This is a genomic window from Xanthomonas sp. WHRI 10204 (genome assembly GCF_040202875.1).
Lineage (GTDB): Bacteria > Pseudomonadota > Gammaproteobacteria > Xanthomonadales > Xanthomonadaceae > Xanthomonas.
This window is the reverse complement of the sequence record NZ_JBEGDW010000003.1, coordinates 429,627-454,506: the sequence shown is the minus strand read 5'-3', so window position 1 is coordinate 454,506 and position 24,880 is coordinate 429,627. Positions and strand designations below refer to the sequence as shown.

At 65.8% G+C, this 24,880-nt stretch carries 23 protein-coding genes; 15 read left to right on the top strand and 8 right to left on the bottom strand.

What is annotated here, in order from left to right:
* Positions 1–22: 22 nt before the first annotated feature.
* From ABQZ00_RS18895 to ABQZ00_RS18875, 5 genes are all read left to right on the top strand, one after another.
* Positions 23–1,276, top strand: a complete 1,254-nt coding sequence (locus ABQZ00_RS18895) for a cyclic di-GMP phosphodiesterase (protein ID WP_323538666.1) — start codon at positions 23–25, stop codon at positions 1,274–1,276.
* Between the two features lie 905 nt (positions 1,277–2,181).
* Positions 2,182–2,658, top strand: a complete 477-nt coding sequence (locus tag ABQZ00_RS18890) for a MarR family winged helix-turn-helix transcriptional regulator (RefSeq protein WP_115552710.1) — start codon at positions 2,182–2,184, stop codon at positions 2,656–2,658.
* A 188-nt stretch (positions 2,659–2,846) separates the two neighbouring features.
* The gene (locus ABQZ00_RS18885) at positions 2,847–3,815 is read left to right on the top strand and encodes a SphA family protein (RefSeq protein ID WP_311260586.1); all 969 of its coding nucleotides are present in this window, start codon (positions 2,847–2,849) and stop codon (positions 3,813–3,815) included.
* Between the two features lie 33 nt (positions 3,816–3,848).
* On the top strand, positions 3,849–4,616 hold the full coding sequence (locus ABQZ00_RS18880) for a coniferyl-alcohol dehydrogenase (RefSeq protein ID WP_055853410.1): 768 nt from the start codon (positions 3,849–3,851) through the stop codon (positions 4,614–4,616).
* 30 nt (positions 4,617–4,646) lie between these two features.
* A complete protein-coding gene (locus tag ABQZ00_RS18875; protein ID WP_323538500.1) occupies positions 4,647–6,128 on the top strand; it encodes a benzaldehyde dehydrogenase in 1,482 nt (493 codons plus the stop codon).
* Positions 6,129–6,254: 126 nt separating this feature from the next.
* Here ABQZ00_RS18875 and ABQZ00_RS18870 read toward each other — a convergent pair whose 3' ends face one another.
* Positions 6,255–7,151: a helix-turn-helix domain-containing protein gene (locus ABQZ00_RS18870; protein WP_323538501.1), complete on the bottom strand. Its 897-nt coding sequence runs from the start codon at positions 7,149–7,151 to the stop codon at positions 6,255–6,257.
* Positions 7,152–7,247: 96 nt separating this feature from the next.
* On the opposite strand from ABQZ00_RS18870, the gene pobA reads away from it, so the two are divergent.
* Together pobA and ABQZ00_RS18860 are read left to right on the top strand one after the other, a co-directional pair.
* Complete coding sequence (gene pobA, locus ABQZ00_RS18865) at positions 7,248–8,435, top strand: 4-hydroxybenzoate 3-monooxygenase (RefSeq protein ID WP_323538502.1); 1,188 nt, start codon at positions 7,248–7,250, stop codon at positions 8,433–8,435.
* A gap of 215 nt (positions 8,436–8,650) precedes the next feature.
* Complete coding sequence (locus ABQZ00_RS18860; RefSeq protein WP_055853403.1) at positions 8,651–9,163, top strand: nuclear transport factor 2 family protein; 513 nt, start codon at positions 8,651–8,653, stop codon at positions 9,161–9,163.
* Between the two features lie 111 nt (positions 9,164–9,274).
* On the opposite strand, the gene glpK is transcribed toward ABQZ00_RS18860, so the two are convergent.
* The 7 genes from glpK to ABQZ00_RS18825 form a co-directional block, all read right to left on the bottom strand.
* Positions 9,275–10,774, bottom strand: a complete 1,500-nt coding sequence (gene glpK / locus ABQZ00_RS18855; RefSeq protein ID WP_115512812.1) for a glycerol kinase GlpK — start codon at positions 10,772–10,774, stop codon at positions 9,275–9,277.
* A gap of 130 nt (positions 10,775–10,904) precedes the next feature.
* Positions 10,905–11,726 carry an MIP/aquaporin family protein gene (locus ABQZ00_RS18850; protein WP_055853399.1) on the bottom strand — a complete coding sequence of 274 codons (822 nt, stop codon included), beginning with the start codon at positions 11,724–11,726 and terminating at the stop codon, positions 10,905–10,907.
* A gap of 171 nt (positions 11,727–11,897) precedes the next feature.
* Entirely contained in the window at positions 11,898–13,412 is a 1,515-nt protein-coding gene (gene glpD, locus ABQZ00_RS18845; RefSeq protein WP_323538503.1) for a glycerol-3-phosphate dehydrogenase, read from the bottom strand.
* Positions 13,413–13,635: 223 nt separating this feature from the next.
* Complete coding sequence (locus ABQZ00_RS18840; RefSeq protein ID WP_055853396.1) at positions 13,636–14,463, bottom strand: DeoR/GlpR family DNA-binding transcription regulator; 828 nt, start codon at positions 14,461–14,463, stop codon at positions 13,636–13,638.
* 140 nt (positions 14,464–14,603) lie between these two features.
* Positions 14,604–15,587, bottom strand: coding sequence for a PDR/VanB family oxidoreductase (locus tag ABQZ00_RS18835; RefSeq protein ID WP_323538504.1), 984 nt, complete (start codon positions 15,585–15,587; stop codon positions 14,604–14,606).
* Complete coding sequence (locus ABQZ00_RS18830; RefSeq protein ID WP_323538505.1) at positions 15,580–16,383, bottom strand: GntR family transcriptional regulator; 804 nt, start codon at positions 16,381–16,383, stop codon at positions 15,580–15,582. Before ABQZ00_RS18830 ends, ABQZ00_RS18835 begins: the two co-directional genes overlap by 8 nt.
* Before the next feature lie 22 nt (positions 16,384–16,405).
* Positions 16,406–17,482: an aromatic ring-hydroxylating dioxygenase subunit alpha gene (locus ABQZ00_RS18825; RefSeq protein WP_323538506.1), complete on the bottom strand. Its 1,077-nt coding sequence runs from the start codon at positions 17,480–17,482 to the stop codon at positions 16,406–16,408.
* Positions 17,483–17,736: 254 nt separating this feature from the next.
* On the opposite strand from ABQZ00_RS18825, the gene ABQZ00_RS18820 reads away from it, so the two are divergent.
* From ABQZ00_RS18820 to pcaC, 8 genes are all read left to right on the top strand, one after another.
* Complete coding sequence (locus ABQZ00_RS18820) at positions 17,737–18,600, top strand: CoA transferase subunit A (RefSeq protein WP_311239531.1); 864 nt, start codon at positions 17,737–17,739, stop codon at positions 18,598–18,600.
* A complete protein-coding gene (locus ABQZ00_RS18815) occupies positions 18,597–19,385 on the top strand; it encodes a CoA-transferase subunit beta (protein ID WP_115526835.1) in 789 nt (262 codons plus the stop codon). The genes ABQZ00_RS18820 and ABQZ00_RS18815 overlap by 4 nt, the downstream gene beginning before the upstream one ends.
* Positions 19,382–20,590 (top strand): 3-oxoadipyl-CoA thiolase, encoded by a 1,209-nt coding sequence (gene pcaF, locus ABQZ00_RS18810; protein WP_323538507.1) that lies wholly within the window; start codon positions 19,382–19,384, stop codon positions 20,588–20,590. Before ABQZ00_RS18815 ends, pcaF begins: the two co-directional genes overlap by 4 nt.
* A gap of 83 nt (positions 20,591–20,673) precedes the next feature.
* The gene (gene pcaH, locus ABQZ00_RS18805) at positions 20,674–21,405 is read left to right on the top strand and encodes a protocatechuate 3,4-dioxygenase subunit beta (protein WP_323538508.1); all 732 of its coding nucleotides are present in this window, start codon (positions 20,674–20,676) and stop codon (positions 21,403–21,405) included.
* 4 nt (positions 21,406–21,409) lie between these two features.
* Positions 21,410–21,973, top strand: coding sequence for a protocatechuate 3,4-dioxygenase subunit alpha (pcaG, locus tag ABQZ00_RS18800; RefSeq protein WP_115526838.1), 564 nt, complete (start codon positions 21,410–21,412; stop codon positions 21,971–21,973).
* A 271-nt stretch (positions 21,974–22,244) separates the two neighbouring features.
* Positions 22,245–23,597 carry a 3-carboxy-cis,cis-muconate cycloisomerase gene (locus ABQZ00_RS18795; RefSeq protein ID WP_503064301.1) on the top strand — a complete coding sequence of 451 codons (1,353 nt, stop codon included), beginning with the start codon at positions 22,245–22,247 and terminating at the stop codon, positions 23,595–23,597.
* A 10-nt stretch (positions 23,598–23,607) separates the two neighbouring features.
* Positions 23,608–24,390 (top strand): 3-oxoadipate enol-lactonase, encoded by a 783-nt coding sequence (pcaD, locus tag ABQZ00_RS18790; RefSeq protein ID WP_055853379.1) that lies wholly within the window; start codon positions 23,608–23,610, stop codon positions 24,388–24,390.
* Positions 24,391–24,416: 26 nt separating this feature from the next.
* Positions 24,417–24,803 (top strand): 4-carboxymuconolactone decarboxylase, encoded by a 387-nt coding sequence (gene pcaC / locus ABQZ00_RS18785; protein ID WP_323538510.1) that lies wholly within the window; start codon positions 24,417–24,419, stop codon positions 24,801–24,803.
* Positions 24,804–24,880: the final 77 nt, after the last annotated feature.

Sequence of the window (24,880 nt, the reverse complement as noted above, 5' to 3'; positions counted from 1 at the left end):
TATTGTGCAGACCAGCGCCGGCATGCTCAGAACCATCGACTCCGACCAACTCCGTCCCGGCATGTATGTCTACAAGCTGCTGGGCGCGTGGGTGCACCATCCGTTCTGGAAAACGTCCTTTCTGGTCGATTCCGACGACGTGGACAAGATTCACGGCAGCCGGATCGAGCAACTGGTGATCGACACCGCCCGCGGCCTGGATGTGGACACCGGCGCGACGGTCGACGAGCAGGAGACGGGCGATGCGCCATCGTCGCCGCCCACGCCGGAACCGGAGCTCGAACCGCCGGAGCCGGCGTCCACCGCGCGCAGTGCACGGACCAACAGCGTCACCGCGCAGGTCGGGATCGAAGCCGAAGTGGTGCGGGCGCGGCGTATTTTTGAAGACGGCCGCGACATGGTGGAAGCGATGTTTCGCGACGTGCGGCTGGGGCGTACTGTCGACACCGAGGCGGCCATGCCGCTGGTGGAAGCCATCAACGATTCGGTACTGCGTCATCCGCAAGCCTTGATCAGCGTGGCGCGGCTCAAGACCGCCGACGACTACACCTATCTGCATTCGATGGCTGTGGCCGGGCTGATGAGCGGGCTGGCGCGGCAGCTCGGTCTGCCCGAGGCGCAGGTGGTGGAAGCGGCGATGGGCGGCCTGCTGCACGACATGGGCAAGGCGGTGACGCCGTTGGACATTCTCAACAAGCCCGGCCGGCTCACCAACGACGAGATGGAAGTGATGCGCCAGCATCCGCTGGATGGGCATCGCCTGTTGATGGCCGGCGGCGTGCAGAACGCGGTGGTGCTGGAAATCGCGCTGCATCATCACGAAAAGATGGATGGCAGCGGATACCCCAACTGCCTGGTCGGCGAAGACATCTCGCTGATGTCGCGGATGGGCGCGGTGTGCGATGTGTACGACGCCATCAGTTCCGACCGCCCCTATAAACGCGCCTGGGACCCGGCCGAATCGCTCAAGCAGATGGCGTCGTGGAAGGGCCACTTCGACCCGGCGATCTTTCAGGCGTTCGTGCGCCGGCTGGGCATTTATCCGGTCGGCTCGCTGGTGCGTCTGGAATCGCAAAAGTTGGCCGTGGTGATCGAACAGACCCCGGACGCGCTGCTCAAGCCCAAGGTGCGCGTGTTCTATTCGGCCAAGTTGCGCAGCCACGTGCTGGTGCAGGACATTGACCTGTCGCGGCCCGACTGCCAGGACCGCATTGCGCAGATGGAAAGCCCGACCGACTGGGGCTTCCGCGATCTCGAGAAACTCTGGCTGCCGTAGGCGCGCTGCGCAGGGCTGCCTTGCCGGGCATTGCATGAGCAGCGTGGCGGGCGTGGCCATCGATGATCTCGACAGTGGGCTGCGGCGGTAACGCCGTTGCAGCCATCGCAGCTGGCTCACCTGCGATCCGCACTTGCCTTCCCGCCACCCGCCACCCGCCACCCGCCACCCGGCACCCGGCACCCGGCACCCGGCACCCGGCACCAGGCACCAGGCACCAGGCACCCAGCACCCAGCACCCAGCACCCAGCACCTAGCACCCAGCACTCAGCACTCAGCACCCAGCACCCAGCACCCAGCACTCAGCACCCAGCACCCAGCACTCAGCACCCAGCACCCAGCACCCAGCACCCAGCACCCAGCACCCAGCACCCAGCACCCAGCACTCAGCACCCAGCACCCAGCACCCAGCACCCAGCACTCAGCACTCAGCACCCAGCACTCAGCACCCAGCACTCAGCACCCAGCACTCAGCACTCAGCACTCAGCACTCAGCACCCAGCACCCAGCACCCAGCACCCAGCACCCAGCACCCAGCACCCAGCACCCGTCCGCGGACTAGCGAGCGCGACCATGCTGCGCTGCAGCTTGGCAATGTAGTTATGATCAATAACTATTCCGGAACGCAATCACTTGCCGACCGGATCTCATGTCCAAGCCGTGCCTGGATCACCGCCGTCCCCCGCACATCGCAGCGCTGCTGTACCGATGGCAGGCGCATGCGTGGAAGAGCGGTGCGGCAGGCGCACGGACGCGTGCGCAAACACCCTTCGTACCGGCAGCCTGCATGTCCACATCGGCAGGCCTGGCCGCGTCTACAATGCGCTGCACGCCGGGGATCGGCGTTGCGGACCGGGCGCATGGCGCGTACCGCTCCGCCCGCTGCCTTTGTCGCGAGAACCGTCATGCCCGCTACTGCCACTGCTGCACCGTTGCCCGATGCCATCACTGCGGTGGACCAGGCGCGTCTGCTGCGACTGCTGGGCTATCGCATCACCCGCACCGAACTGCTGGTGCGGCGGATGTTCCAGGAGTGCGTTGCCGCCTTCGATCTGAAGCCGGTCGATTTCTCCCTGCTGATGCTGGTGGACGGCAATCCGGGCATCAACCAGCGCCAGATCGGCGACGTGTTGCATGTGTCGGCTCCGAATCTGGCCATCGTGGTGGCGCGGCTGGTCAAGCGCCGTCTGCTGCGTCAGGTGCGCGGGCGTCAGGACCGACGCATGCAGCATCTGTCGTTGACGCCGGCCGGCGTCACCCTGCTGACCGATGCCGAAGCCGAAGTGCTGCGCATGGAACAGCAGCTCAGTGCGGTGCTCGGCACCAGCGAGGCGCCGCTGCTGCGCGCGCTCGATCGCCTGGATCGGCTCGACACGCTGTAAGTCTTCTGCGCCGGCCCGTTGCCGGGCGGCGTGATCTCACCAACGTCTTGATGGCACGTGCTGTGCGTAGCGCGGGGATCGCCCCTGCCTGATCGCGTGCCAGGTGGCACGCCCGCTGTTTTCTTCCAACGCTGGAGATGTGCGTCGTGATTCGACCCTCGGTGGTGCGTGGCGTGGCTGTAAAGGCAATGTGGCGGGTGCGTGCAGCGCTCGGCATCGTGGGGCTGCTTGCGAGCGGGGCGGCGTTGGCGCAGGGCGTGCCGCAGAGCATGGCGTTGACCAATGGCCTCAACACCGGCGGGACGAGTTTTCTGGATGGCTTTACCCGCACCACGCCCGGCTGGGCGGTGATCACCTACCTGCGCCAGACCTCGCTGGATTCGGTGAAGGACGCGCGTGGCGACGATGTGCCGGTGTTCGACAACCCGCGCATCGACTCGACGCTGCTGCTGACCCAGATCGCGTACGTCACGCCTTACAAATTGTTCGGTGGCGTAGTGGGCTTCAACACGCTGCTGCCGCTGGTGAATCTGGATGCCTCGTTCGGTCGCAACAGCATCGCCACCTTGCGCGACAACGGCGCCGGCGTGGGCGATCTGACCTTCGGCCCGTATGTGCAGATGCTGCCGGTAATGCGCGACGGGCGGCCGGTGTTCTCGCAGCGTTTCGAGTTCAACGCGGTAGCACCGATCGGCAAGTTCGACCGCGACCGCGATCTCAACCAGGGCTCGGGCTATTGGTCGCTGATCCCCAATTACGCAGTGACGGTGCTGCCCACGCCCAAGTGGGAAATCAGCGCACGCTTCAACTACGTCTACAACTTTCGCAGCGAGCGCCGGCCCAACCTGCCCGACGGGTTTGCCTTCCGCAACGGTCAGGCCGGCGACGCGGGCTGGATCAATTTCGCCACCTCCTGGGAAGTGGTGCCGGATGTGCGGTTCGGCATCAACGCGTATTACCTCACGCAATTTCGCGATAACCGCACCAATGGTCAGCGCGTGCCCGATAGCCGCCAGCGCGTGTTCTACGCCGGCCCGGGCGGTGTGTGGCGGTTCGATGCCGACAACATCCTGTTCGCCAATCTTTACCTGCCGGTGGAAGTCAGAAACGCGGCTTCCGGCAACAACGTCAACCTGCAGTACGTCCATGTGTTCTAGTGCCGGCGCAGCTGGCTCCTACGGAGGGTGGCAATGAATTTGCAAAACAAGACGATCGTGGTGACCGGTGTGGCGTCGGGTATCGGCGCAGAGGTCGCACGGCTTGCGCGGTTCCATGGCGCCACGGTGATCGGTGTCGATCGCACTCCGGTGCAGATGACCCTGCATGGCTTCCATCAGGCCGACCTGGGCGATACGGCCTCCATCGATGCGCTGGTGCGCGCGCTGCCGGAGAAGATCGATGCCCTGGCCAACGTGGCCGGCGTGCCGGGCACCGCACCGCTGGATGTGGTGGCACGCGTCAATTACCTGGGCCTGCGGCATCTGAGCCAGGCGCTGCTGCCGCGCATCGTGGCCGGCGGCAGCATCATCAATGTTGCGTCGATCCTGGGTGCAGAATGGCCGCAGCGGCTGGACCTGCACAAGCAACTGGCCGCTACCGACAGTTTCGACGCCGGCACCGCATGGCTGGCCGCGCATCCGGTGGCGCACGACACCTGCTATCAGTATTTCAAGGAAGCCCTGATCGTGTGGACCTTGCTGCAATCGCGGCCGTGGTTTGCCGAGCGCGGCGTGCGTGTCAACAACGTCTCGCCCGGGCCGGTGTTTACCCCGATCCTTGGCGATTTCGCCGCCATGCTGGGCGAGGAGCGCGTCAAGGAAGACGCCAAGCGCATGACACGCCCTGCATATGCCGACGAAGTGGCCGAGGCCATCGTGTTTCTCGCATCCGATGCCGCGCGCTGGATCAACGGCATCACTCTGCCGGTCGATGGCGGCCTGGCATCCACCACGCTGTAATTCCCCCACTGTTTTAGCAGGAGCTAGACCATGAATGCTCTTCCCAGCGCAGCGGTCGCTGCGACCGCGACACCCGCTTGGCACGGCTGCATCTTCAATGGCGATTGGGTGCCCGGCCACGGCGGCGCGTTGCCGATCTATGAGCCGGCCACCGGCGGTTTGTTGCACGAGGTGAGCAAGGCCGATCTGGCCGATGTTGCCGCCGCTGTAGCACAGGCCAAACAGGCGCAGCGCGCCTGGGCCGCTACCGCGCCGCGCGAGCGTGCTGCGATCTTCCATCGCGCTGCACAGGTGATGCAGGCACGCAGTGCCGAAGCCGCGTTGCTGATCGCACGCGAAACCGGCGGCATCCTGCCCAAGGCGCAGCGCGAAGTCGATGAAGCAGTGGTGTTCTACCAGCAGTCCGCCGGCCTGCCGTTGCAGGCGGTTGGGCAGGTGCTGCCGACCGGCGCGGGCCAGCTCAGCCTTGCCCGTCATCTGCCGTTGGGCGTGGTGGCGGTGATTTCCCCGTTCAACTTTCCGCTGATTTTGTCGCTGCGCTCGGTTGCACCGGCATTGGCGATGGGCAATGCGGTCATCCTCAAACCCGACCCGCGCACGCCGTACACCGGTGGTGTGATCATTGCGCAGGTGCTGGAAGAAGCGGGCCTGCCGAAGGGCTTGCTGCATGTGCTGCACGGTGATGCGCAGATCGGTCAGGCGTTGGTGGAAGCGCCGGATGTTCCGATGATCGCCTTTACCGGCTCCACTGCCGCTGGCCGCCGCATCGGCGAAATTGCCGGGCGACATCTGAAAAAGGTGGCGCTGGAACTCGGCGGCAACAACGCCGTGATTGTGCTCGACGACGCGGATCTAGACCGCGCTGCATCGGCGATTGCCTTCGGCGCGTACCTGCATCAGGGCCAGATCTGCATGGCCACCGGACGGGTGCTGGTACAGCGCAGCGTGGCGGATGCGCTGACCCAGCGTCTGGCGGAAAAAGCGCGGCATCTGCCGGTGGGCGACCCGGTCAGCGGCACCGTGGCGTTGGGCCCGATCATCGACCAGCGCCAGCTGCAACGCGTGATCGATATCGTCACCGACAGCGTCGCTGCCGGTGCCGTGGTGGAAGCCGGCGCGACCAACGAGGGGCTGTTCTACGCGGCCACCGTGCTGTCCAACGTGCGCCCCGGCATGCGCGTGTTCGATGAAGAGGTGTTCGGGCCGGTGATCAACATCACCGTGTTCGATACCGACGAAGAAGCCGCGGAAATGGCCAACTACAGCGAGTATGGTCTGGCCGCCGGCATCATGTCGGCGTCGGTGTCGCGCGCGCTGGCCTTGGGCGAACGCCTGCATACAGGGTTGCTGCATATCAACGACCAGACCGTGGTGGACGAGGTGATCAATCCATTCGGCGGCACCGGCGCATCCGGCAACGGCACCAGCGTCGGTGGCCCTGCCGATTGGGAGCAGTACACGCACTGGCAGTGGCTGACGATCAAGAACGAGGTACCGCAGTACCCGTTCTGATGGCAGGCGCCGGGATCGGCTAGCTGCTCCCGGCGCAGCTCCAAGACATGGCGGGTTGTGTCGCTGTGTCAGTGCCGAGCTTGTCGCGACGTTTTCGTGCCGCCGGCTCGGCGGCGCTTCATCGACTCACTCGCCGGTGCGAAAACGCGTCGGCGAGCAGCCTGCCTGCCGCGCGAAGTAGCGGCTGAAATACGCAGCGTCGAAAAATCCAAGCGCTGCGGCAATCTGCTGCACGCTCAGGCTGGTGTAGCGCAGGTTGCGGCGTGCTTCGAGCATGATCCGGCGCTGCAATAGTTCCAATGCGGACGCATTGGCCAGCCGTCTACACAACGCAGTGAGATGGCCTGGCGTCAGTCCCAGCTGATCCGCGTAGCGGGAGATCGGCCAGTGTGCGCGGTAGTGCTGGTCGATCAAGGTTTGATACGCACGCAGATGTCGCAGGGCTGGATCGGCCTGCGCGTTGGCCACGGCCGCGTCTTGCAGGCCCTGCAGCGCAGCGCGTGCGGTCCAGATCACCAGTTGCGTTGCTGCGGCCTGCAATGCAGCCTCGTGCCCGACGCGCTGGTGCGCGTGGTCGTCGGCGATGCTGCCGAACAGCACGTCGAGCAGGCGTTGCGAGGGTTTGACCGGCAATACTGCCGGCGTCGCCAGGCTGGATTGCAGTAGCGGTGCAGCGCTCAGGGCGTCGCGCACCAGCGGCATGCACAAGGTGATGATGTGCCCGCGCACCTGCGGGTCGAACGCGAACCCGTGCACGCACAGCGGCGGCAGCCATACCACGGTGGCACCCCGCAGACGCTGGGTGCGTCCATCCAGTTGCAGGGTTGCCGGCCCGCGCTGCACATACAGCAGCTGCGCCAGATCTTCATGCCGGTGCGGGGTGATGTGCCAGTCATGCAGCCGGCTGCGTGCGGCGATCGACTCCCAATGCAACAACTCCGGTGCATCGGCATGCCGCTCGCCGTACAGGCCGAACGCGGGAACAGCAGCGACTGCAGCAGTGTGGTGTGCGCGTGTAGGCATCGTCGAAAAGTCCAAGTACTGCCTGCAATCATCCCTTCAATGGCAGCGGTTGGCTACCGACACTGCAGGTCTGATCATTGAAGGCAGGAGCGCCCCATGCGGACGCAGGTTGCAATCATCGGTGCCGGGCCATCCGGGCTGCTGCTGGGCGAGCTGTTGCTGCGCGCCGGCATCGACACCCTCATCGTCGAACGGCAGACCCCGGAACACGTGGTAGGGCGCATCCGCGCCGGTGTGCTGGAGCAGGGCAGTGTGGAGCTGCTGCAACGTGCCGGTGTCGGCGAGCGCGTGCAGCGCGAAGGGCTGCCGCATCACGGCTTCGAACTATCGCTCGATGGCCAGCGTGAGCGCATCGATCTGCTGCGCGGCTGCGGCCGCGGCGTCACGGTGTATGGCCAGACCGAAGTCACCGCCGATCTAATGCAGGCGCGTCAGCGCAGCGGTGCGCCCACCTACTACGACGCACGCGACGTCACCCTGCACGCGCTGGACAGTGCCGCACCCAGCGTCGAGTTCACGCATCACGGTGCCCGCCTGCGCGTTGCCTGCGACTACATCGTCGGCTGCGACGGCTTTCATGGGGTCAGCCGCGCCAGCATCCCGGCCGAGCGCATGCGCCTGTTCGAGCGCGTCTATCCGTTCGGTTGGTTAGGCGTGCTGGCCGATACACCGCCGGTGCACGATGAGCTGATCTATGCGCGTCACAGGCTCGGCTTTGCGTTGTGCTCGATGCGCTCGCCCACCCGCACGCGCTATTACGTGCAGGTGCCGGCAGACGCCCGTGTGGAAGCCTGGAGCGATGCGGCGTTCTGGGATGCACTGCGCGCACGCTTGCCGGCAACATTGGCCGAACAATTGATCACCGGCCCATCGATCGAAAAAAGCATCGCGCCGCTGCGCAGCTTCGTCGCCGAACCGATGCAATACGGCCGCCTGTTTCTGGCCGGCGATGCGGCGCATATCGTGCCGCCCACCGGCGCCAAGGGGCTGAACCTGGCGTTGGCCGATGTCGGCCTGCTCGCGCAGTTGTTTGCGCGTTGGAAGGCATCCGGCGATGCCGACGTGTTGCAGCAGTACTCGTCCCTGGCGCTGCAGCGGGTGTGGAAAGCCGAGCGGTTTTCGTGGTGGATGACCACGCTGCTGCATACCTTCGACGACGAGGATGCCTTTACTGCACGCATCCGCCAGGCCGAGCTGGAGTATTTGCTGGGCAGCGAAGCCGGCCGCGTGACCATCGCGGAGAACTATGCGGGGCTGCCGATGGCCGAATTGGCAGGGGCCTGACGCAGCCATTTCGAATGGTAATTCTTTTGTCACCAGGCAGTTTTGAAGTGCCCTGGTGCACTTCCGGGTGGCTAGCGCAGCAGCGGATGTGCTCGGTAGGGTGGCATGGACGCGTGGCGGTTGCTGTCCATGCAAGGACGCGTCATTCCCCCAATAGCGAGCCGTGCGCCAACTCCCCCGCGAGCGCATGACTCGTTTCCTCCCAGGAGAGCCCCATGAAAAAGATTGTTTCCCGCGCCTTGTTGCTGATCATGCTGGTCGCACCGATGGCGGCGTTCGCGCAGACCGCCGTCACTGAAAATACCAATCACCAGAAGATGCTGCTGGGTTCAAATTGGTACGAGACCGCCAACAAGCGCCTGGTCTACGACTTCTGGCGCATCGTGTTCGAAGCGGGGCAGGTGCAGTACGCGCCGATGTACATGGACAAGAACTACATCCAGCACAACCCGAATGTCGCCAACGGGCGCGATGCGTTCATTGCATTTCTGACCGCCTTCGTGAGGCCCACCCCGGTGCAGCCGCGCGTGCAGTTGCCGTTGGTGGCCATCACCGCCGATGGCGATCTGGTCACGCTGGTGTCGGTGCGCACGCTGCCGGACCCGCGTAACCCGGGCAAGACCTATACCACCACCTGGTTCGACATGTTCCGTATCGAAAAGGGTCTGATCAAGGAACATTGGGACCCGGACACCATTGCCGGTCGCGCAAATACCAGCGGTCAGTAATCGTGTGACGTATCGCCGGCCTGCACGGTGCAGGCCGGCGATAGATGCGTTGTGTAACCAGCGAACACTGCGGCAGAACGCACGCCGGCAGCCACCATCAGGCGCAGCCGCTCAGCTGATCTTAAAGCCCATCGTCGCTTCCACCGCCTGCTGCCAACCGGCATACAGTTGCTCGCGCTTGTCCTCGGCCATGGCCGGTTCGAAGCGTCGATCTACCGCCCATTGCTTGGCGATTTCTTCGCGGCTGCTCCAGAAGCCGGTTGCAAGACCTGCCAGATACGCTGCACCGAGCGCGGTGGTTTCGGCCACTTCCGGGCGCAGCACCGGCACGTTGAGAATGTCGCTCTGGAATTGGGCCATGAAATCGTTGGCGATCGCGCCACCGTCGGCACGCAGCTCCTTCAACTCGATGCCCGAATCGCTTTGCATCGCGGTGAGTACGTCGCGGGTCTGATACGCCATGGATTCGACCGCCGCGCGCACGAAGTGCTCCTTGCTGGTGCCACGGGTCAGGCCGAACACCGCACCACGAATATCGCTGCGCCAATACGGCGCGCCCAGGCCGACGAAGGCTGGCACCAGGTAGACGCCATCGTTATCGCCAGCGCGTTCGGCATAGGCCTGCGAGTCGCTGGCCTTGCCCAGCATGCGCAAGCCGTCGCGTAGCCACTGCACCACCGAGCCGGCGACGAAGATCGCGCCTTCCAGCGCGTACTCGACCTTGCCATCGATGCCCCAGGCAATCGTGGTCAACAGGCCGGCCTTGGAGATCACCGCCTTGTCGCCGGTATTCATCAGCATGAAACAGCCGGTGCCATAGGTGTTTTTCGCCATGCCCGGCTCAAAACACGCCTGGCCGAACAACGCCGCTTGCTGGTCGCCGGCGATACCCGCGATGGGCACCTGCTCGCCGTAGAAATACTGGGTCTGGGTCATGCCATAGACCTCGCTGGAGGAGCGCACCTCCGGCAGCATCTGCGCCGGTACGTCCAGCATCTCCAGCAGCTCCGCATCCCATTCCAGGGTGTGGATATTGAACATCATGGTGCGCGAGGCGTTGGTGTAATCGGTCACGTGCACCTTGCCGCCGGTGAGGTTCCAGATCAGCCAGCTGTCGATGGTGCCGAAAGCCAGTTCGCCGTTGCGCGCGCGCTCGCGTGCGCCTTCCACGTGATCGAGAATCCACTTGACCTTGGTGCCGGAAAAATACGCATCGATCAGCAGCCCGGTCTTGTCGCGCACCATCTGCTCATGGCCGGCTTCCTTGAGCTGGGTGCAGATGTCCTTGGTCTGCCGCGATTGCCACACGATGGCGTTGTAGATCGGTTGGCCGGTGGCCTTGTCCCACACCACCGCGGTTTCGCGCTGGTTGGTGATGCCGATGCCGGCGATCGAGCGCGCATCGATCTGCGCGTTGTTGAGCAGCTCGGTAATGGTGGTGTAGACGCTGGTCATGATCTCGCGCGGGTTGTGTTCCACCCAGCCCGGCTGCGGGAAGATCTGCCCGAATTCGCGCTGCGCCACGCCGGCCACCTTGCCCTGGCGATCGAACAACATCGCGCGCGAGCTGGTGGTGCCCTGATCGATCGCAAGGACGTATTGCTTTTCCATCGAAGATTCCTCAAACAATGCCGGCATTGGCGCGCGGCGAGAGTGGTCGGTGCAGCCTGGGAGCGATGTGCGGGCTGCCGGTTAGCGGCGGCCCGCACATCGTCGTGGTGGTCGATTCACTGCGCGGCGACTAGCGCGGATCCAGCGGCGCGGTATCGCCCTGCAGATGGCGCACGCGCGCCGGCAGGAACGGCAGGATCAGCCACTGGTAGGCCAGTGCGCCGATCGGCCCACCGATCAACGGGCCGACGATCGGGATCCACCAGTAATTGTCCTTGGCCGGCAACGCCGCCTCGCCCCAACCGGCGAAATACGCGAACAGACGCGGGCCGAAATCGCGCGCCGGGTTCATCGCCCACGCTTCCAGATAGCCCATCGACGCACCCAGCGTTGCCACCAGCAGGCCGATCATCAACGCGCCGGAATTGGCGCCCGGCGCGGCTTCGTTGAAGCGCTCGGTGATGGCGAAGATGCCGAAGATCAGGAACGCGGTGATGATGATCTGATCGACCAGCGCATGCATAGGCGTGACCGCAAGACCGGGTGCGGTGAAGAACACACCGGCCGCGCCGCCTGCTTCGCGGGTGAGCTGCTGCACCTGGTTGAAATGGTCGATCACCGGCCCGTACAACTGATAGACGATGGCCGCGCCCAGGAAGGCGCCGATGACCTGGGCAATCCAATACGGCACCACCTTCTTCCACGAAAAATCGCGAAATAGCGCCAGCGCTAGCGTGACCGCCGGGTTGGCGTGCGTGCCCGAGACCGAGCCGGTCACGTAGATCGCCAGCGTCACCGCCAGGCCCCAGGCGATACACACGCCCCAATAGGCGTTCTGATAAGGACTGGGGTCGTAGAGGATGTACATCGCCGCGACCGAATCGCCGAGCGCGATGATGATGAACATCGCGATCGCTTCGGAAATCAACTCACCCACGAGTTGACGGCTCATGCGCGCAGGCCCGCGAGCAGGTCATTGCAACGAACAGGGGATTGCGACGCGCGCGTTGGTGCGCAGGGGGAGTGGGTCGTGCTCATCGGGGGTGCCCTCCACAGGGTGATGCAGGCAGTGCGCCAGGATACGTTGCCGGACGGACCCGTCCTCGCCGGCAACGCGGTGTGTTCAAACAGTTGCGGCATCGGCTGGTTGCGGCGCCTGCGTCTGCAGATAGTCTTCCAGCCGCGCACGTCCGGCTGCATCGATCCGCAGCCCGAGTTTGCTGCGACGCCACAGGATATCGTCGGCGGTCTGGGCCCATTCGTGTTGACGCAGGTAGTCCACCTCGGCCTGATACAGGTCTGCGCCGAAGTGCGTGCCCAGGCCGGCCACATCCTGCGCATCGCCCAACAGTTGCTCTGCACAGGTGCCGTAATTGCGCACCAGCCGCTGCGCGGTGGCGGCAGGCAACCAGGGGCGCGCGCTGCGCACACGTTCGAGCAGGCTGGCGATATCGCGTTGTTCACCGCCCGGCAGCGCGTCACCGCGCGCGGTCCATGCCGGCTTGCGGACGCCCAGCACATGGGTGAGCCGGTCGACCGCCTCTTCGGCAAGCTTGCGGTAGGTGGTCAACTTGCCGCCGAACACGTTGAGCAGCGGCGCGCCGTCGTTGATGACTTCCAGTTGATAGTCGCGGGTCACTTCGGCGGCATTGTCTTCGGCATCGTCCAGCAACGGACGCACACCGCTGTAATTCCACACCACGTCCTGCGGGCTGATCTGCTGTTGGAAATACAGGTTCACCGCATCGCACAGGTACTGCACCTCGGCCGCGTCGATCTTGGGTGCGGCGGGGTCGGCCTCGTAGTCGACGTCGGTGGTACCGATCAAGGTGAAGTCATGCTCGTACGGGATGGCGAACACGATGCGCCGGTCCGGTTGCTGGAAGATGTAGGCGTGATCGTGATCGAACAGCTTGGGCACCACGATATGGCTGCCCTTGACCAGGCGCAGCGCGTGCTGATGCGGCACCGCCGCTACCTTGTCCAGGAACGACACCGCCCATGGCCCGGCCGCATTGGCCAGTGCGCGCGCCTGCACGGTGCGGCGGCGGCCGTCGCGGTCTTCGAGCTCGGCGTACCAGAACCCGGCATCGCGCCAGGCACCCACACAGCGCGTGCGGGTGTGGATCTTGGCGCCGCGCTTGGCGGCATCCATCGCATTGAGCACCACCAAGCGCGCGTCCTGCACCCAGGCATCGGAATAGACGAAGCCGGTGCGCAGCGATTCCTGCAACGGCTGCCCAACCGGGTGTGTGCGCAGCGAGAGCCGGCGCGAGCGCGGCAGGCTGCGCTTGCTGCCGCCAAGGTGGTCGTACAGGAACAAGCCGGCGCGAATCATCCAGGCCGGGCGCAAATGCGGCTGATGCGGCAACAGAAAGCGCAGCGGCCAGATGATGTGCGGGGCCAGGCGCAACAGCACTTCGCGCTCGGCCAGTGCCTTGCCGACCAGCGCGAACTCGTACTGCTCCAGATAGCGCAGCCCACCGTGGATGAGTTTGGTGCTGGCGCTACTGGTATGCGAGGCAAGATCGTCCTGCTCGCAGAGACACACCGACAGGCCGCGCCCGGCCGCATCGCGAGCGATGCCGACCCCATTGATGCCGCCGCCTACCACCAGAAGATCGTACGTCTCGCCCATCGGTATCTCCGTCCAGGTGCGCTGAGGAGCGAACCTAAGTTTTCATGTTCGAACATATTCGAACATCCAACCTTTTCGGAGCGTGAAGACGTGGCTGCCCTTGAGTCAAAGGGTTTTCAGGTTATGCGGCCCATCGAAAATTGAAAATTCATTGAGCCAATGAATAAATTGAGGGGCAGAGACGACACCTAAGTATCGCAAACGTACTTAAACGAACAATCTCTCAGCCGGCGTCGGTCGCGCTCGCCAGGTGCACCCGGGTGCCGGCCTCGGCCAGCACGCTGGCCAGTTCCTGCGGCGGCGGTCGGTCGGTGAACCAGTCGTGCACCTGTGCGATGGCGCCCAGCCGCACCATGGCGTTGCGGCCGAACTTGCTGTGGTCGGCAGCGAGCACCACCTGGCGCGAGTGCTCGATGATGGCCTGGGCCACCCGCACTTCCTGGTAATCGAAATCCAGCAAGGTGCCGTCCAGATCGATCCCGGAAATGCCGATCACCCCGAAGTCCACCTTGAACTGACGGATCAGCTCCACCGTGGCCTCGCCGGTCACGCCCTGGTCGCGCCCGCGCACCACGCCGCCGGCCACGATCACCTCGAAACTGGGGTTGGCGCTGAGCATCACCGCCACGTTGAGGTTGTTGGTGATCACGCGCAGGCCGCGATGCTGCAGCAATGCGCGCGCGACTTCTTCGTTGGTGGTGCCGAGGTTGATGAACAGCGAGGCATCGTCGGGAATGAAGCGCGCGACGTGCGTGGCGATGTGCTGCTTTTCGCGTGCCTGCAGCGCCTTGCGCGCGGTGTAGGCCAGGTTTTCCACGCTGGAGGGCATGCTGACGCCGCCGTGGTAGCGACGCAGCACGCCGGCATCGCACAGCAAGGTCAGATCGCGCCGAATGGTTTGCGGGGTGACCTCAAAGCGCGTGGCCAAGCCTTCGACATCGGCAAAGCCTTGCTGCCGCACCAGCGCCACCAATTGCTCCTGGCGCGGGTTCAATGCCGGCGCCGGGACAGTCCTGTAGTGAGTTGACTCCATGCGCAGATGATCGCGCATGCGCGTGAGGATGCAAGCACAGCGGTTGCAGGCCTTGGTCCGCCAAGCGGACCGATCGCTCTGCGCCGTCGCACGGCGCATGGCGAGTCAGCAGCACCGCGCCGGCGCAATGGCGGGCGCGGTCAGCATGACGGCTACGCTCAGCCCAGCCCGCTGCGGTAGCCGGTATCGATGCTGATGCTGCCGCCCACCGCACGCGACACGCAGGCGCACAGCTTGCGATTTTCGCGGCGTTGCTCGTCGCTGAAGAACACATCGCGGTGATCGATATCGGCCGCGCTGTCGAGCACCTCCACCACGCACAACCCGCATTCGCCACGACGGCATTCGGCAATCAGCTCCACCCCGGCATCGGCCAGGGCATCGAGCATCGATTCGTTTTCGGCCACCGGCACTTCCAGGCCGAGCCCGGGCAGCTTGACCACGAACGCTTGCGCCGGCACCCGGCCACTATTGCCGAAGGTTTCAAAATGCAACCGCGCGCGCGGGCGGCCGCCGGCATGCCAGTGTTGGCGCACCGCTTCCAGCATCCCCAACGGCCCGCACACATAGACCTCGGCATTGGGCGACAACCGCGCCAGTTCGGCGGCAAGATCGGGCGGGCCATCAGCGTCGTCGCAATGGAGCTGCAGGCGCGCGCCGAGCAGCGCTTCCAACTGGTCCACATAGGCCATCGCGCTGCGCGAGCGTCCGACATACAGCAGGCGAAACGCCTGGTGCCGCTGTGCCAGCCGCTGCGCCATGCCCAGGATCGGTGTGATGCCGATACCGCCGGCGATCAACAGGATTTCTTCGCCGCGTTCGTCCAGCGCAAAGTTATTGTTCGGGGGAGAGATCTCCACCGCATCGCCGGGCTGCAGCGTCCACATATGCCGCGAGCCACCACGGCTGTCCGGCATCTGCCGTACCGCGATCTGGTAATGCCCGTCCGCACGCGGCTCGCCCACCAGTGAGTAAGAGCGCACATCGCTGCGGCCATGCAATTGCACGCGAAAATCCAGGTGGCTGCCCACCTCGAAGGTGCGTGCTGCGGTGCCCGGATCGAGCACGATTTCGCGCACGCCGTCGCAGGCGTCGGCAATGCTGACGACATGGGCGCGATGCCATTGGGTGTCTTTACGCATAAGGAACTCCAGGCAGAAGAGCGTGCCGGGCATTGCCGGCGTTGAATGCATGGGCGCGGCCGATCAGTGCGCCGCCGCGCACCTGGGCAATGGCCGCGGGGGTTTGCAGGATGTGGCGTAAATTGCGGTGCGCCAGACGTGCGTGCTCGCGCATCAGCGCTTCGGCGCGGCTGCCATGGCGCTGCTCGATGGCGGCAATCACTTCGCGATGCTGGTCCTGTGCCAGGGTCAGGATCACATGCGCGTCGGCAGCACTGGTCTGTGCCATGACCAGGCTATTGGGCGAGGCGAAGGGCAGCTGCAGCACGCGGGTGAGTTCGCGGCCGAGCACGTCGCTGCCGGCCATCGCCACCAGCAAGGCGTGGAACAGCGCATTGGCCTGGACATAGGCGGCGAAGTCGATGGCCTGCGGTGGGGTGCCGACAATGGCATCGATCTCCGCCAGCAGCGCGTGCGCCTGGGCAAGCTGCGCGTGCGAGACGCCGCGCTCGGCGGCCATGCGTGCGGCCAGCCCTTCGAGCGTGCCGCGCAGTTCGATGGCGTCGTGCACGTCGCGCTCGCTGAAAGCCTGCACCGCGTAGCCGCCACCCGGCAGCGCGCGGGCCAGGCCTTCTTCGCACAGGCGTTGCAAGGCCGCACGTACCGGCGTACGCGACATGCCCAGCCGTTGCACCACGGCCAACTCGGACAATCGCGCACCAGAGGGCAGGGTGCCGTCGAGGATCAGCTCACGCAGCGAGAGCAGCGCGCGGGTGGTCTGCGCCGCGCTGCTGTGGAACGGTGTGGTCGGTGGCATGGCGGTCTCCTGTGCGCTGCGCTCAGCCCACCATGCGCAGCGACAGATCCTGCGCGCGCTGTTCCTGGGCAATCAGGCGGTCGATCACCCGCCGTGCCCACATGCCGCCGGAATCGACGTTGAGGTTGTAGAAGGTGTGGTCCGGGTGCGCATCGATGGCGCGTTGCTGCGCTTCCAGGATCGCCTCGTCCTCGCCGAACACACCGGTGACGCCGGCGCGGGTGAGCGTGGTCAACGACTGATCGTGCAGCGCGTAGTTGCGCATGAACGCCCAGAAGTAGTGGCAGGTGGTGTCGGTCTCCGGCGTAATCGTATTGAGCACGTATCCGTTGACGCCCTGGCTGCGGTCGCCCTCCGGCGCGCCGGTACCGGTGATGGCCACACCGACATCGATCGCGATGGTGCCGGGCGCTTCGAAGCGGATGATCTGCCAGCGGTCGACCTTGCCGTGGTAATCCAGGTGTTTCGCAATCTGGCTGGCCCAGAACGGCGGCGGGTCGATGTTGCGCATCCAGCGCGAGACCATCACCGAGCGGTCGCCATGCACGACATCGAACGGCGCTTCGGCGATCTCGTCCTGGCCGATGCTGGACCCGTGCACGAAGGTCTCGTGGGTCAGATCCATCAGGTTATCCAGCACCAGCCGGTAATCGCACTTGGCGTAGATGGTGCGGCCATCGCCGGCCCAGGCCGGGTCGTGCGCCCAGTGCAGGTCGGGGATGAGCGCGGTGTCGGCCTGGGCCGGGTCGCCCGGCCAGATCCACACGTAGCGATGCTTCTCGGCCACCGGAAAACTGCGCACGCACGCGGACGGGTTGATGGTCTCCTGCGAGGGCATGTGCACGCAGCGGCCCTGGGTGTTGTAGACCAGGCCGTGATAGCCGCACACCACATCGTCGCCGCGCAGCTTGCCCATCGACAGCGGCACCAGCCGGTGCCAGCAAGCGTCTTCCAGGGCGACCACTGCGCCGGCCGTGGTGCGGTAGACCACCACTTCCAGGTTGCACACCTTGCGTGGCGTCAGGGCGTGCTTGATTTCGTGGTCCCAGGCGACGGCATACCACGCGTTGAGGGGAAACAGCGGCTTGGACTGGGACATGACCGTGACTCCTGGGGTTTTTGTATACAACCTGGGATACGAATCGACGCACTGCGTCGGCCGGCAACCAGTTAGCGCGCATTCCAGCGCTGGCGTCTGCTTGCGAGCGAAGTTATGTATACACCGGAGACAATGTCGGAGCGTTATCGTCAGATGGAAATTGTGCGATTATCGAATTCAATCGCCGATAATCGTATTGACCGCGCTGTTCGGCCGGCTCTACCGTGGCTGCACGTTCAGCGCGGGGTGGTGCCATGGTCGAAATCGTCTCCCTGAGAGATGCGGTGTCCCACCTGATCGCCGACGGCGATTGTGTGGCGATGGAGGGGTTCACCCATCTGATCCCGCATGCGGCCGGCCATGAAGTGATCCGCCAGCGCAAACGCGAGCTGCGTCTGGTGCGCATGACACCGGACCTGATCTACGACCAGCTGATCGGCGCCGGCTGCGCATCGGCGCTGCGGTTTTCGTGGGGCGGCAATCCGGGGGTCGGCTCGCTGCACCGGCTGCGCGATGCGGTCGAACACGCCTGGCCGCAGCCGCTGCAGATTCGCGAACATAGCCATGCCGACATGGCCAACGCCTACGTGGCCGGTGCGTCGGGTCTGCCATTCGCGGTGCTGCGCGGCTATGTCGGTTCAGACCTGCCGCGCGTCAACGACAGCATCAAGTTCCTGCAATGCCCGTACACCGGCGAAACGCTGGCCACCACGCCGGCGGTGAACCCCGATGTCACCGTCATCCACGCACAGCAGGCCGACCGACGCGGCAACGTCTTGCTGTGGGGGATTCTTGGGGTGCAGAAAGAGGCGGCACTGGCCGCGCGCAAGCTGATCGTGACGGTGGAAGAAATCGTCGACACGCTCGACGCGCCACCCAACGCCTGCATCCTGCCGCGCTGGGTGGTCGATGCGGTGTGCCATGTGCCTGGCGGGGCGGCGCCGTCGTACGCGCATGGCTACTACGCCCGCGACAACCGGTTTTATCTGGCCTGGGACGCGATTGCGCGCGACCGCGCGCGTTTCCAGGCATGGATCCAGACGCATATTCTGGATACCGACGACTTCGCCGCATTCATGCGCGTGTATGAGCACTCGCAGCAGCAGGTGGCCGCATGAGCGCGTACAGCACCAACGAAATGATGACCGTGGCCGCGGCGCGCCGCCTGCCCGATGAGGCGGTGTGTTTCGTCGGCATCGGTCTGCCGTCCACCGCGGCCAATCTGGCCCGGCTCACGCATGCGCCGGATGTCACCTTGATCTACGAATCCGGCCCGATCGGCGCACGTCCGGACGTGCTGCCGCTCTCGATCGGCGACGGCGAGCTGGCCGAAACTGCCGACACCGTGGTCTCCACGCCGGAGATCTTTCGCTACTGGTTGCAGGGCGGCCGGGTGGATGTCGGCTTCCTGGGCGCGGCGCAGATCGATCGCCACGCCAACCTCAATACCACCGTGATCGGCGATTACGCTGCGCCGAAGACGCGGTTGCCCGGCGCCGGTGGCGCGCCGGAAATCGCGGCTAGCGCCAAGCAGGTGTTCATCATCATGCGGCAGTCCAAACGCAGCTTCGTGTCGGTGCTGGACTTCATCACCACGGTCGGGCATCTGGACGGCGGCGATGCGCGCACGCGTGCCGGCCTGCCCGGCGCCGGCCCCACCGTGGTGGTCACCGACCTGTGCGTGATGGAACCCGATGCGGTGACCCGCGAACTCACCGTGACTTCGCTGCACCCGGGGATCAGCCGCGAACAGGTGAGCGCGGCGACTGGCTGGCCGATCCGCTTTGCCGACGACCTCGCCCAGACCGCACCGCCCAGCACCACGGAACTGCAGGCATTGCGCGCGCTGCAGGCACGGACCGACGCCGCGCATGGCACCCATTCGGCGGGAGCGGAGGCATGAGCGAGGTCTATCTGATCGACGGCATCCGCACGCCCATCGGCCGTTACGGCGGCGTGCTGTCCAGCGTGCGTGCCGACGACCTGGGCGCGGTGCCGATTGCCGCGTTGCTGGCGCGTCATCCGCAGCTGGACCCGGCCACTATCGACGATGTGTATCTGGGCTGCGCCAATCAGGCCGGCGAAGACAACCGCAATGTCGCGCGTATGAGCCTGTTGCTGGCGGGCCTGCCGAGTTCTGTGCCGGGCAGCACGCTCAATCGCCTGTGCGGTTCCGGGCTGGATGCGATCGGCACGGTGGCGCGCGGCATCCGCGCCGAGGAACTGGGCCTGGCGATCGCCGGCGGTGTCGAATCGATGTCGCGCGCGCCCTGGGTGATGGGCAAGGCTGAAAGCGCCTTCGCCCGCACCCAGCAGCTGGAAGACACCACCATGGGCTGGCGCTTCATCAACCCGCGCCTGCAAGCCGCCTACGGCACCGAGTTGATGGGCGAAACTGCCGAGAACGTCGCGCAGCGCCATGCCATCACGCGCGAGGATCAGGACGCCTTCGCACTGCGCAGCCAGCAACGTGTGGCGGCGGCGCAGGCGGCCGGTTTCTTCGATGCGGAGATCACCTCGGTGCCGGTGGCCGCACGCAAGGGCGGCGATGCCGTCACCGTCGAATACGACGAAGCCCCGCGCCCGACGACCACCATCGAGATGCTGGCCAAGCTCAAACCGGTGTTCCGCCAGCCCGGCAGCGTGACGGCCGGCAATGCGTCCGGCATCAACGACGGTGCTGCCGCGTTGTTGTTGGCGTCCGCGCAGGCCGTGCAGACGCATCGGTTGACCCCGCGCGCACGCGTGCTGGGTTTTGCGTCGGCAGGTGTCGAGCCGGCCTACATGGGCATGGGCCCGGTGCCGGCCACGCAGCGTCTGTTGGCGCGGCTGAATTTGCGCATCGAGCAGTTCGATGCGATCGAGCTCAACGAAGCCTTCGCCGCGCAGGCGCTGGCGTGCACGCGCGCGTTCGGGTTCCCCGACGATGCTGCGCATGTCAACGCCAACGGCGGCGCCATCGCGCTCGGTCATCCGCTCGGCATGAGCGGCGCGCGGCTGGCGCTCACCTTGCTGCGGCAACTGGAAGCCTGCAACGGCCGGCTCGGGCTGGCCAGCATGTGCGTGGGTGTGGGGCAGGGTGTGGCACTGGCGATCGAGCGCCTGTGAGCCAGCCCACTGCAACCACTGCGCCGCCACCGCACACCTACACCGCTTGACCATGCCGCAGTGCGGCGCAGGGAGATCTCACGATGCGCGATGCCCCCGATGACTCGACACTTGCCGACCCGCTGCTCGGCTACCGCCGCACCCGGCCGGGCACGCAGCCGGCCTATCTGCATCCGGCCTACGCCTCAACCGCCTTGCGCGGCCCAACGCAGGCGCCCATCGATATCCCGGCCACGCTGTCGGAAGTCACCGGCCCGCGTTTGGATCGGCTCACCCTGGGCGAGCATGCAGCCGACCTCACCGCAGGATTCAGTGGCGAGCCGCTGGGCGAGCGCATCATCGTTTCCGGCCGCGTGCTCGATGAAAACGGCAAGCCGGTGCGCAACAGCGTGGTGGAAGTGTGGCAATGCAACGCGGCCGGCCGTTATCAGCATGCTGGCGATCGTCACGACGCACCGCTGGACCCCAACTTCCGCGGCACTGGCCAGGTGCTCACCGATGAGCATGGCCGCTACGTCTTCAAGACCATCAAGCCGGGCGCGTATCCGTGGCGCAATCACTACAACGCCTGGCGGCCGGCGCACATCCATTTTTCGCTGCATGGCGATGGCATCGGGCAACGGCTGATCACCCAGATGTATTTCCCGGGCGACCCGCTGCTGGCGTACGACCCCATCTACAACTGCGTCGACGATGCGCTGGCGCGCGAACGCATGGTGTCCAGTTTCGACTGGGAAAACGCCATCAGCGAATATGCCCTGGCCTACCGCTTCGACATCGTGTTGCGCGGCCGCAAGCAAACGGTCTGGGAGTGAATCGATGAGCCTGCACGCAACCCCTTCGCAAACCGTCGGCCCGTATTACCGGCTTGGGCTGGAACCGCTGTATCGCGACCAGCTCGCACCGGCGCAGGCCGCCGGCACGCACGTGCAGATCAGCGGCTGCGTCTTCGATGGTGCCGGCGTCCCGGTGGCCGACGCGGTGCTGGAACTGTGGCAAGCCGATGCCGCTGGTATCTATGCGCATGCCGCCGACAGCCGTTACCAGACGCACGACGCCAGCTTCGATGGCTGGGGCCGGGTGCCGACCGATGCGCAGGGGCGTTTTAGCTTCAGCACGGTCAAGCCGGGCGCCGTCGCCGGGCCGGAGGGCACGCCGCAGGCTGCGCATTTGAGCGTGCTGGTGTTCATGCGCGGGCTGTTGCGTGGCGCATCGACGCGCCTGTACTTCGCCGATGACCCGCAGCTGGGCAGCGACCCGATCCTGGCGCTGGTACCGGCCGCGCGCCGCGCCACCTTGCTGGCCCAGCCATCCGGCAATGGCGCCTATGCCTGGGATATCCATATGCAAGGCGACACGGAGACCGTGTTTTTCCGGTATTGATCCGTAGATCGGCGCACGTGCCGCACACGACGGCCTGTGTCTGCACCTGCGCCACTGGCCTGGCCAGGCGGCATGCAGCGCCGCGCACGGCAGCATGGCAGGTGTACAAGCGCATATCGGGGTGCCCAAGGCACGCATGCAAACCAGGGGTGCACGCTGTCACCTTCGCCCGCTGCGACCGCGCTGCGGGCGCTGCGCGTATTGCCCTAACGTCTAGTTGGCACCCCCGTGCTTCGGTGCCATGCTGCCGGCACGCCAAGAGATGCGATGCATGAGTGCGACGTCTTTGTTGTTGGGATCCTTGTTTGGCGAGCCTGCGTGCGACGCATTGTTCAACGATGCGGCGCGTGTGCAGGCCATGCTGCACTTCGAATCCGCGCTTGCCCGCGCGCAGGCGCAGTGCGATGTCATTCCTGCCGAAGCGGCCGCGTCCATCGCAGCGGCCTGCGATGTGCAGCGCTACGACATGGCCGCCTTGGCGCAGGCCACCGCGCTCGCCGGCAACCCCGCCATTCCGCTGGTCAAGGCGCTGACCGCGCGCGTCGCCGCGCACGATGCTGCGGCCGCGCGCTGGGTGCATTGGGGGGCCACCAGTCAGGACGTCATCGATACCGGCAGCGTGTTGCAACTGCGCGCCGCGCTCGATTTGCTGCTGCCGCGCCTGCAGCGTCTGTGCGACACGTTGGCGGCGTTGGCCGTACGCGAGCGCGACACCGGTCTGCCCGGGCGCACCTTGTTGCAGCAGGCCGTGCCGGTGACCTTCGGGCTCAAGGTGGCCGGCTGGCTGGATGCCTTGCAGCGCGCGCATCGGCGCCTGCACGCGTTGCGGCACGACGCGCTGGTGCTGCAGTTCGGTGGCGCGGCCGGCACCTTGGCCTCCTTGCAGGCGCGCGGCCTGGATGTGGCCCAGGCGCTTGCCACCACCCTGGCGCTGCCCTTGCCTGCGTTGCCCTGGCACACCGCACGCGACCGCATCGTCGAGGTTGGCTGCGCGTTCGGCCTGCTCGCCGGCACGCTGGGCAAGATCGGCGGCGATGTGGTGCTGCTGATGCAATCGGAGGTCGGCGAAGCCTTCGAGCCTGCGGCGGCCGGCAAGGGCGGCTCATCGGCGATGCCGCACAAGCGCAATCCTGTTTCCAGCGTGGCGGCGGTGGCCGCGGCCACCCGCGTGCCCGGGCTGATTTCTACCTTGTTCAGTGCGATGGCGCAGCCGCATGAGCGTGCCGCCGGGCAGTGGCATGCCGAATGGGACACCTTGCCGCAAATCGTGTGCCTGACCGCCGGCAGCCTGGCGCAGATGCAGGCCTGCCTGGCCGAGCTGGAACTGGACCGCACGCGCATGCGCCAGCACCTGGACAGCCATGGCGGCGTGCTCTACGCCGAGGCGGTGGTGTTCGCGCTGGCCCCGCAGCTCGGCAAGCCGCACGCGCACGCACTGGTCGAACAGGCAGTGGCGCGTGCGCAGGCGCAGCAGCGGCATCTGCGCGAGGTCCTGGCAGAGGACGCGCAGGTGAGCGCGGTACTCACGCACGCGCAACTGCACGCGGTGTTCGATAGCGACAGCTGGCGCGGCATGTCCTCGGTCTGGATCGATCGCGTACTGGCCGCTTCTTCCTCCCGTTGACGGTGCTTCAATGGCCTATCTGCAATTGCCCACGCATCGCCTGCATTACCGTCTGGACGGCACCGACGGGCGGCCCTGGCTGACCTTCTGCAATTCGCTCGGCACCGACATGCACATGTGGGACGTGCAGATCGAAGCCTTCGCCCCGCATTACCGCATCCTGCGTTACGACCGCCGCGGCCATGGCTATTCCGACTCTCCGCCAGGCCCCTACAGCGTGGCCGACCTGGGACAGGACGTACTGGCGCTGTGGGATGCCTTGCAGATCGAGCGCAGCGATTTCTGCGGGCTGTCGATCGGCGGGCTGACCGGGCAGTGGCTGGGGCTGCATGCCGCGCAGCGGCTGCGCCGGCTGGTGGTCTGCGCCACCGCGCAAAAGATCGGCAGCACCGCCACCTGGGAAACCCGCATCGAGCAGGTGCGCAGCGAAGGCCTGCCGATGCTGATCGATGCCACGCTGCAGCGCTGGTTTACCCCGGAATTTTCCATCAGCCACGCGCAGCGCCTGGACATGATCGCCGCCGCCTTCGTCTCCACCTCCCCAGACGGGTACATCGCCTGCTGCCAGGCGGTGGCCGAGGCCGATTTCCGCGGCGCGCTGGATGGGCTGAACCTGCCGCTGCTGGCCCTGGCCGGCGACGACGACCCGGTGTGCCCGCCGCCGGACCTGCGCGAGATCGCCTACGCCGCGCCCGACGGACATTACGCCCAGGTACCGGGCCGCCATATCTGCAATCTGGAATCGCCGGCCGCATTCAACGACGCGGTGCTGGGGTTCCTGCAAGCCGACTGATTTTTTCCGTATGACGAGGACGCCCCATGCACGAAGACGAACGCTATCAAACCGGCCTGCGCGAACGCCGCCGCGTTCTGGGCGAAGCGCATGTGGAGCGCTCGCTGGCCGCACGCACCGAGCTCACCACCGAGTTTCAGGACCTGATCACCCGTTACGCCTGGGGCACCATCTGGACCCGCGACGGCCTGCCTGCGCATACCCGCTCGTTGATCACGTTGTCGATGATGGTCGCGTTGGGCCACGACGAAGAATTCAAGCTGCATGTGCGCGCCGCGCGCAACAACGGCGTCACCCCCGAGCAGATCAAGGAAGTGCTGCTGCAGGCGGCCATCTATTGCGGCGTCCCGGCGGCCAACCACGCCTTTGCGCTGGCCAAACCGATCCTGGAAGAACAGTCTGCCGAGACCTGATCCGGCTCGCGTCATCGCTTGCGCTTTTGCGTCTGCATGCCGTGCCACGCAGCGTGCTCAGTCCATCGCGCCCATGA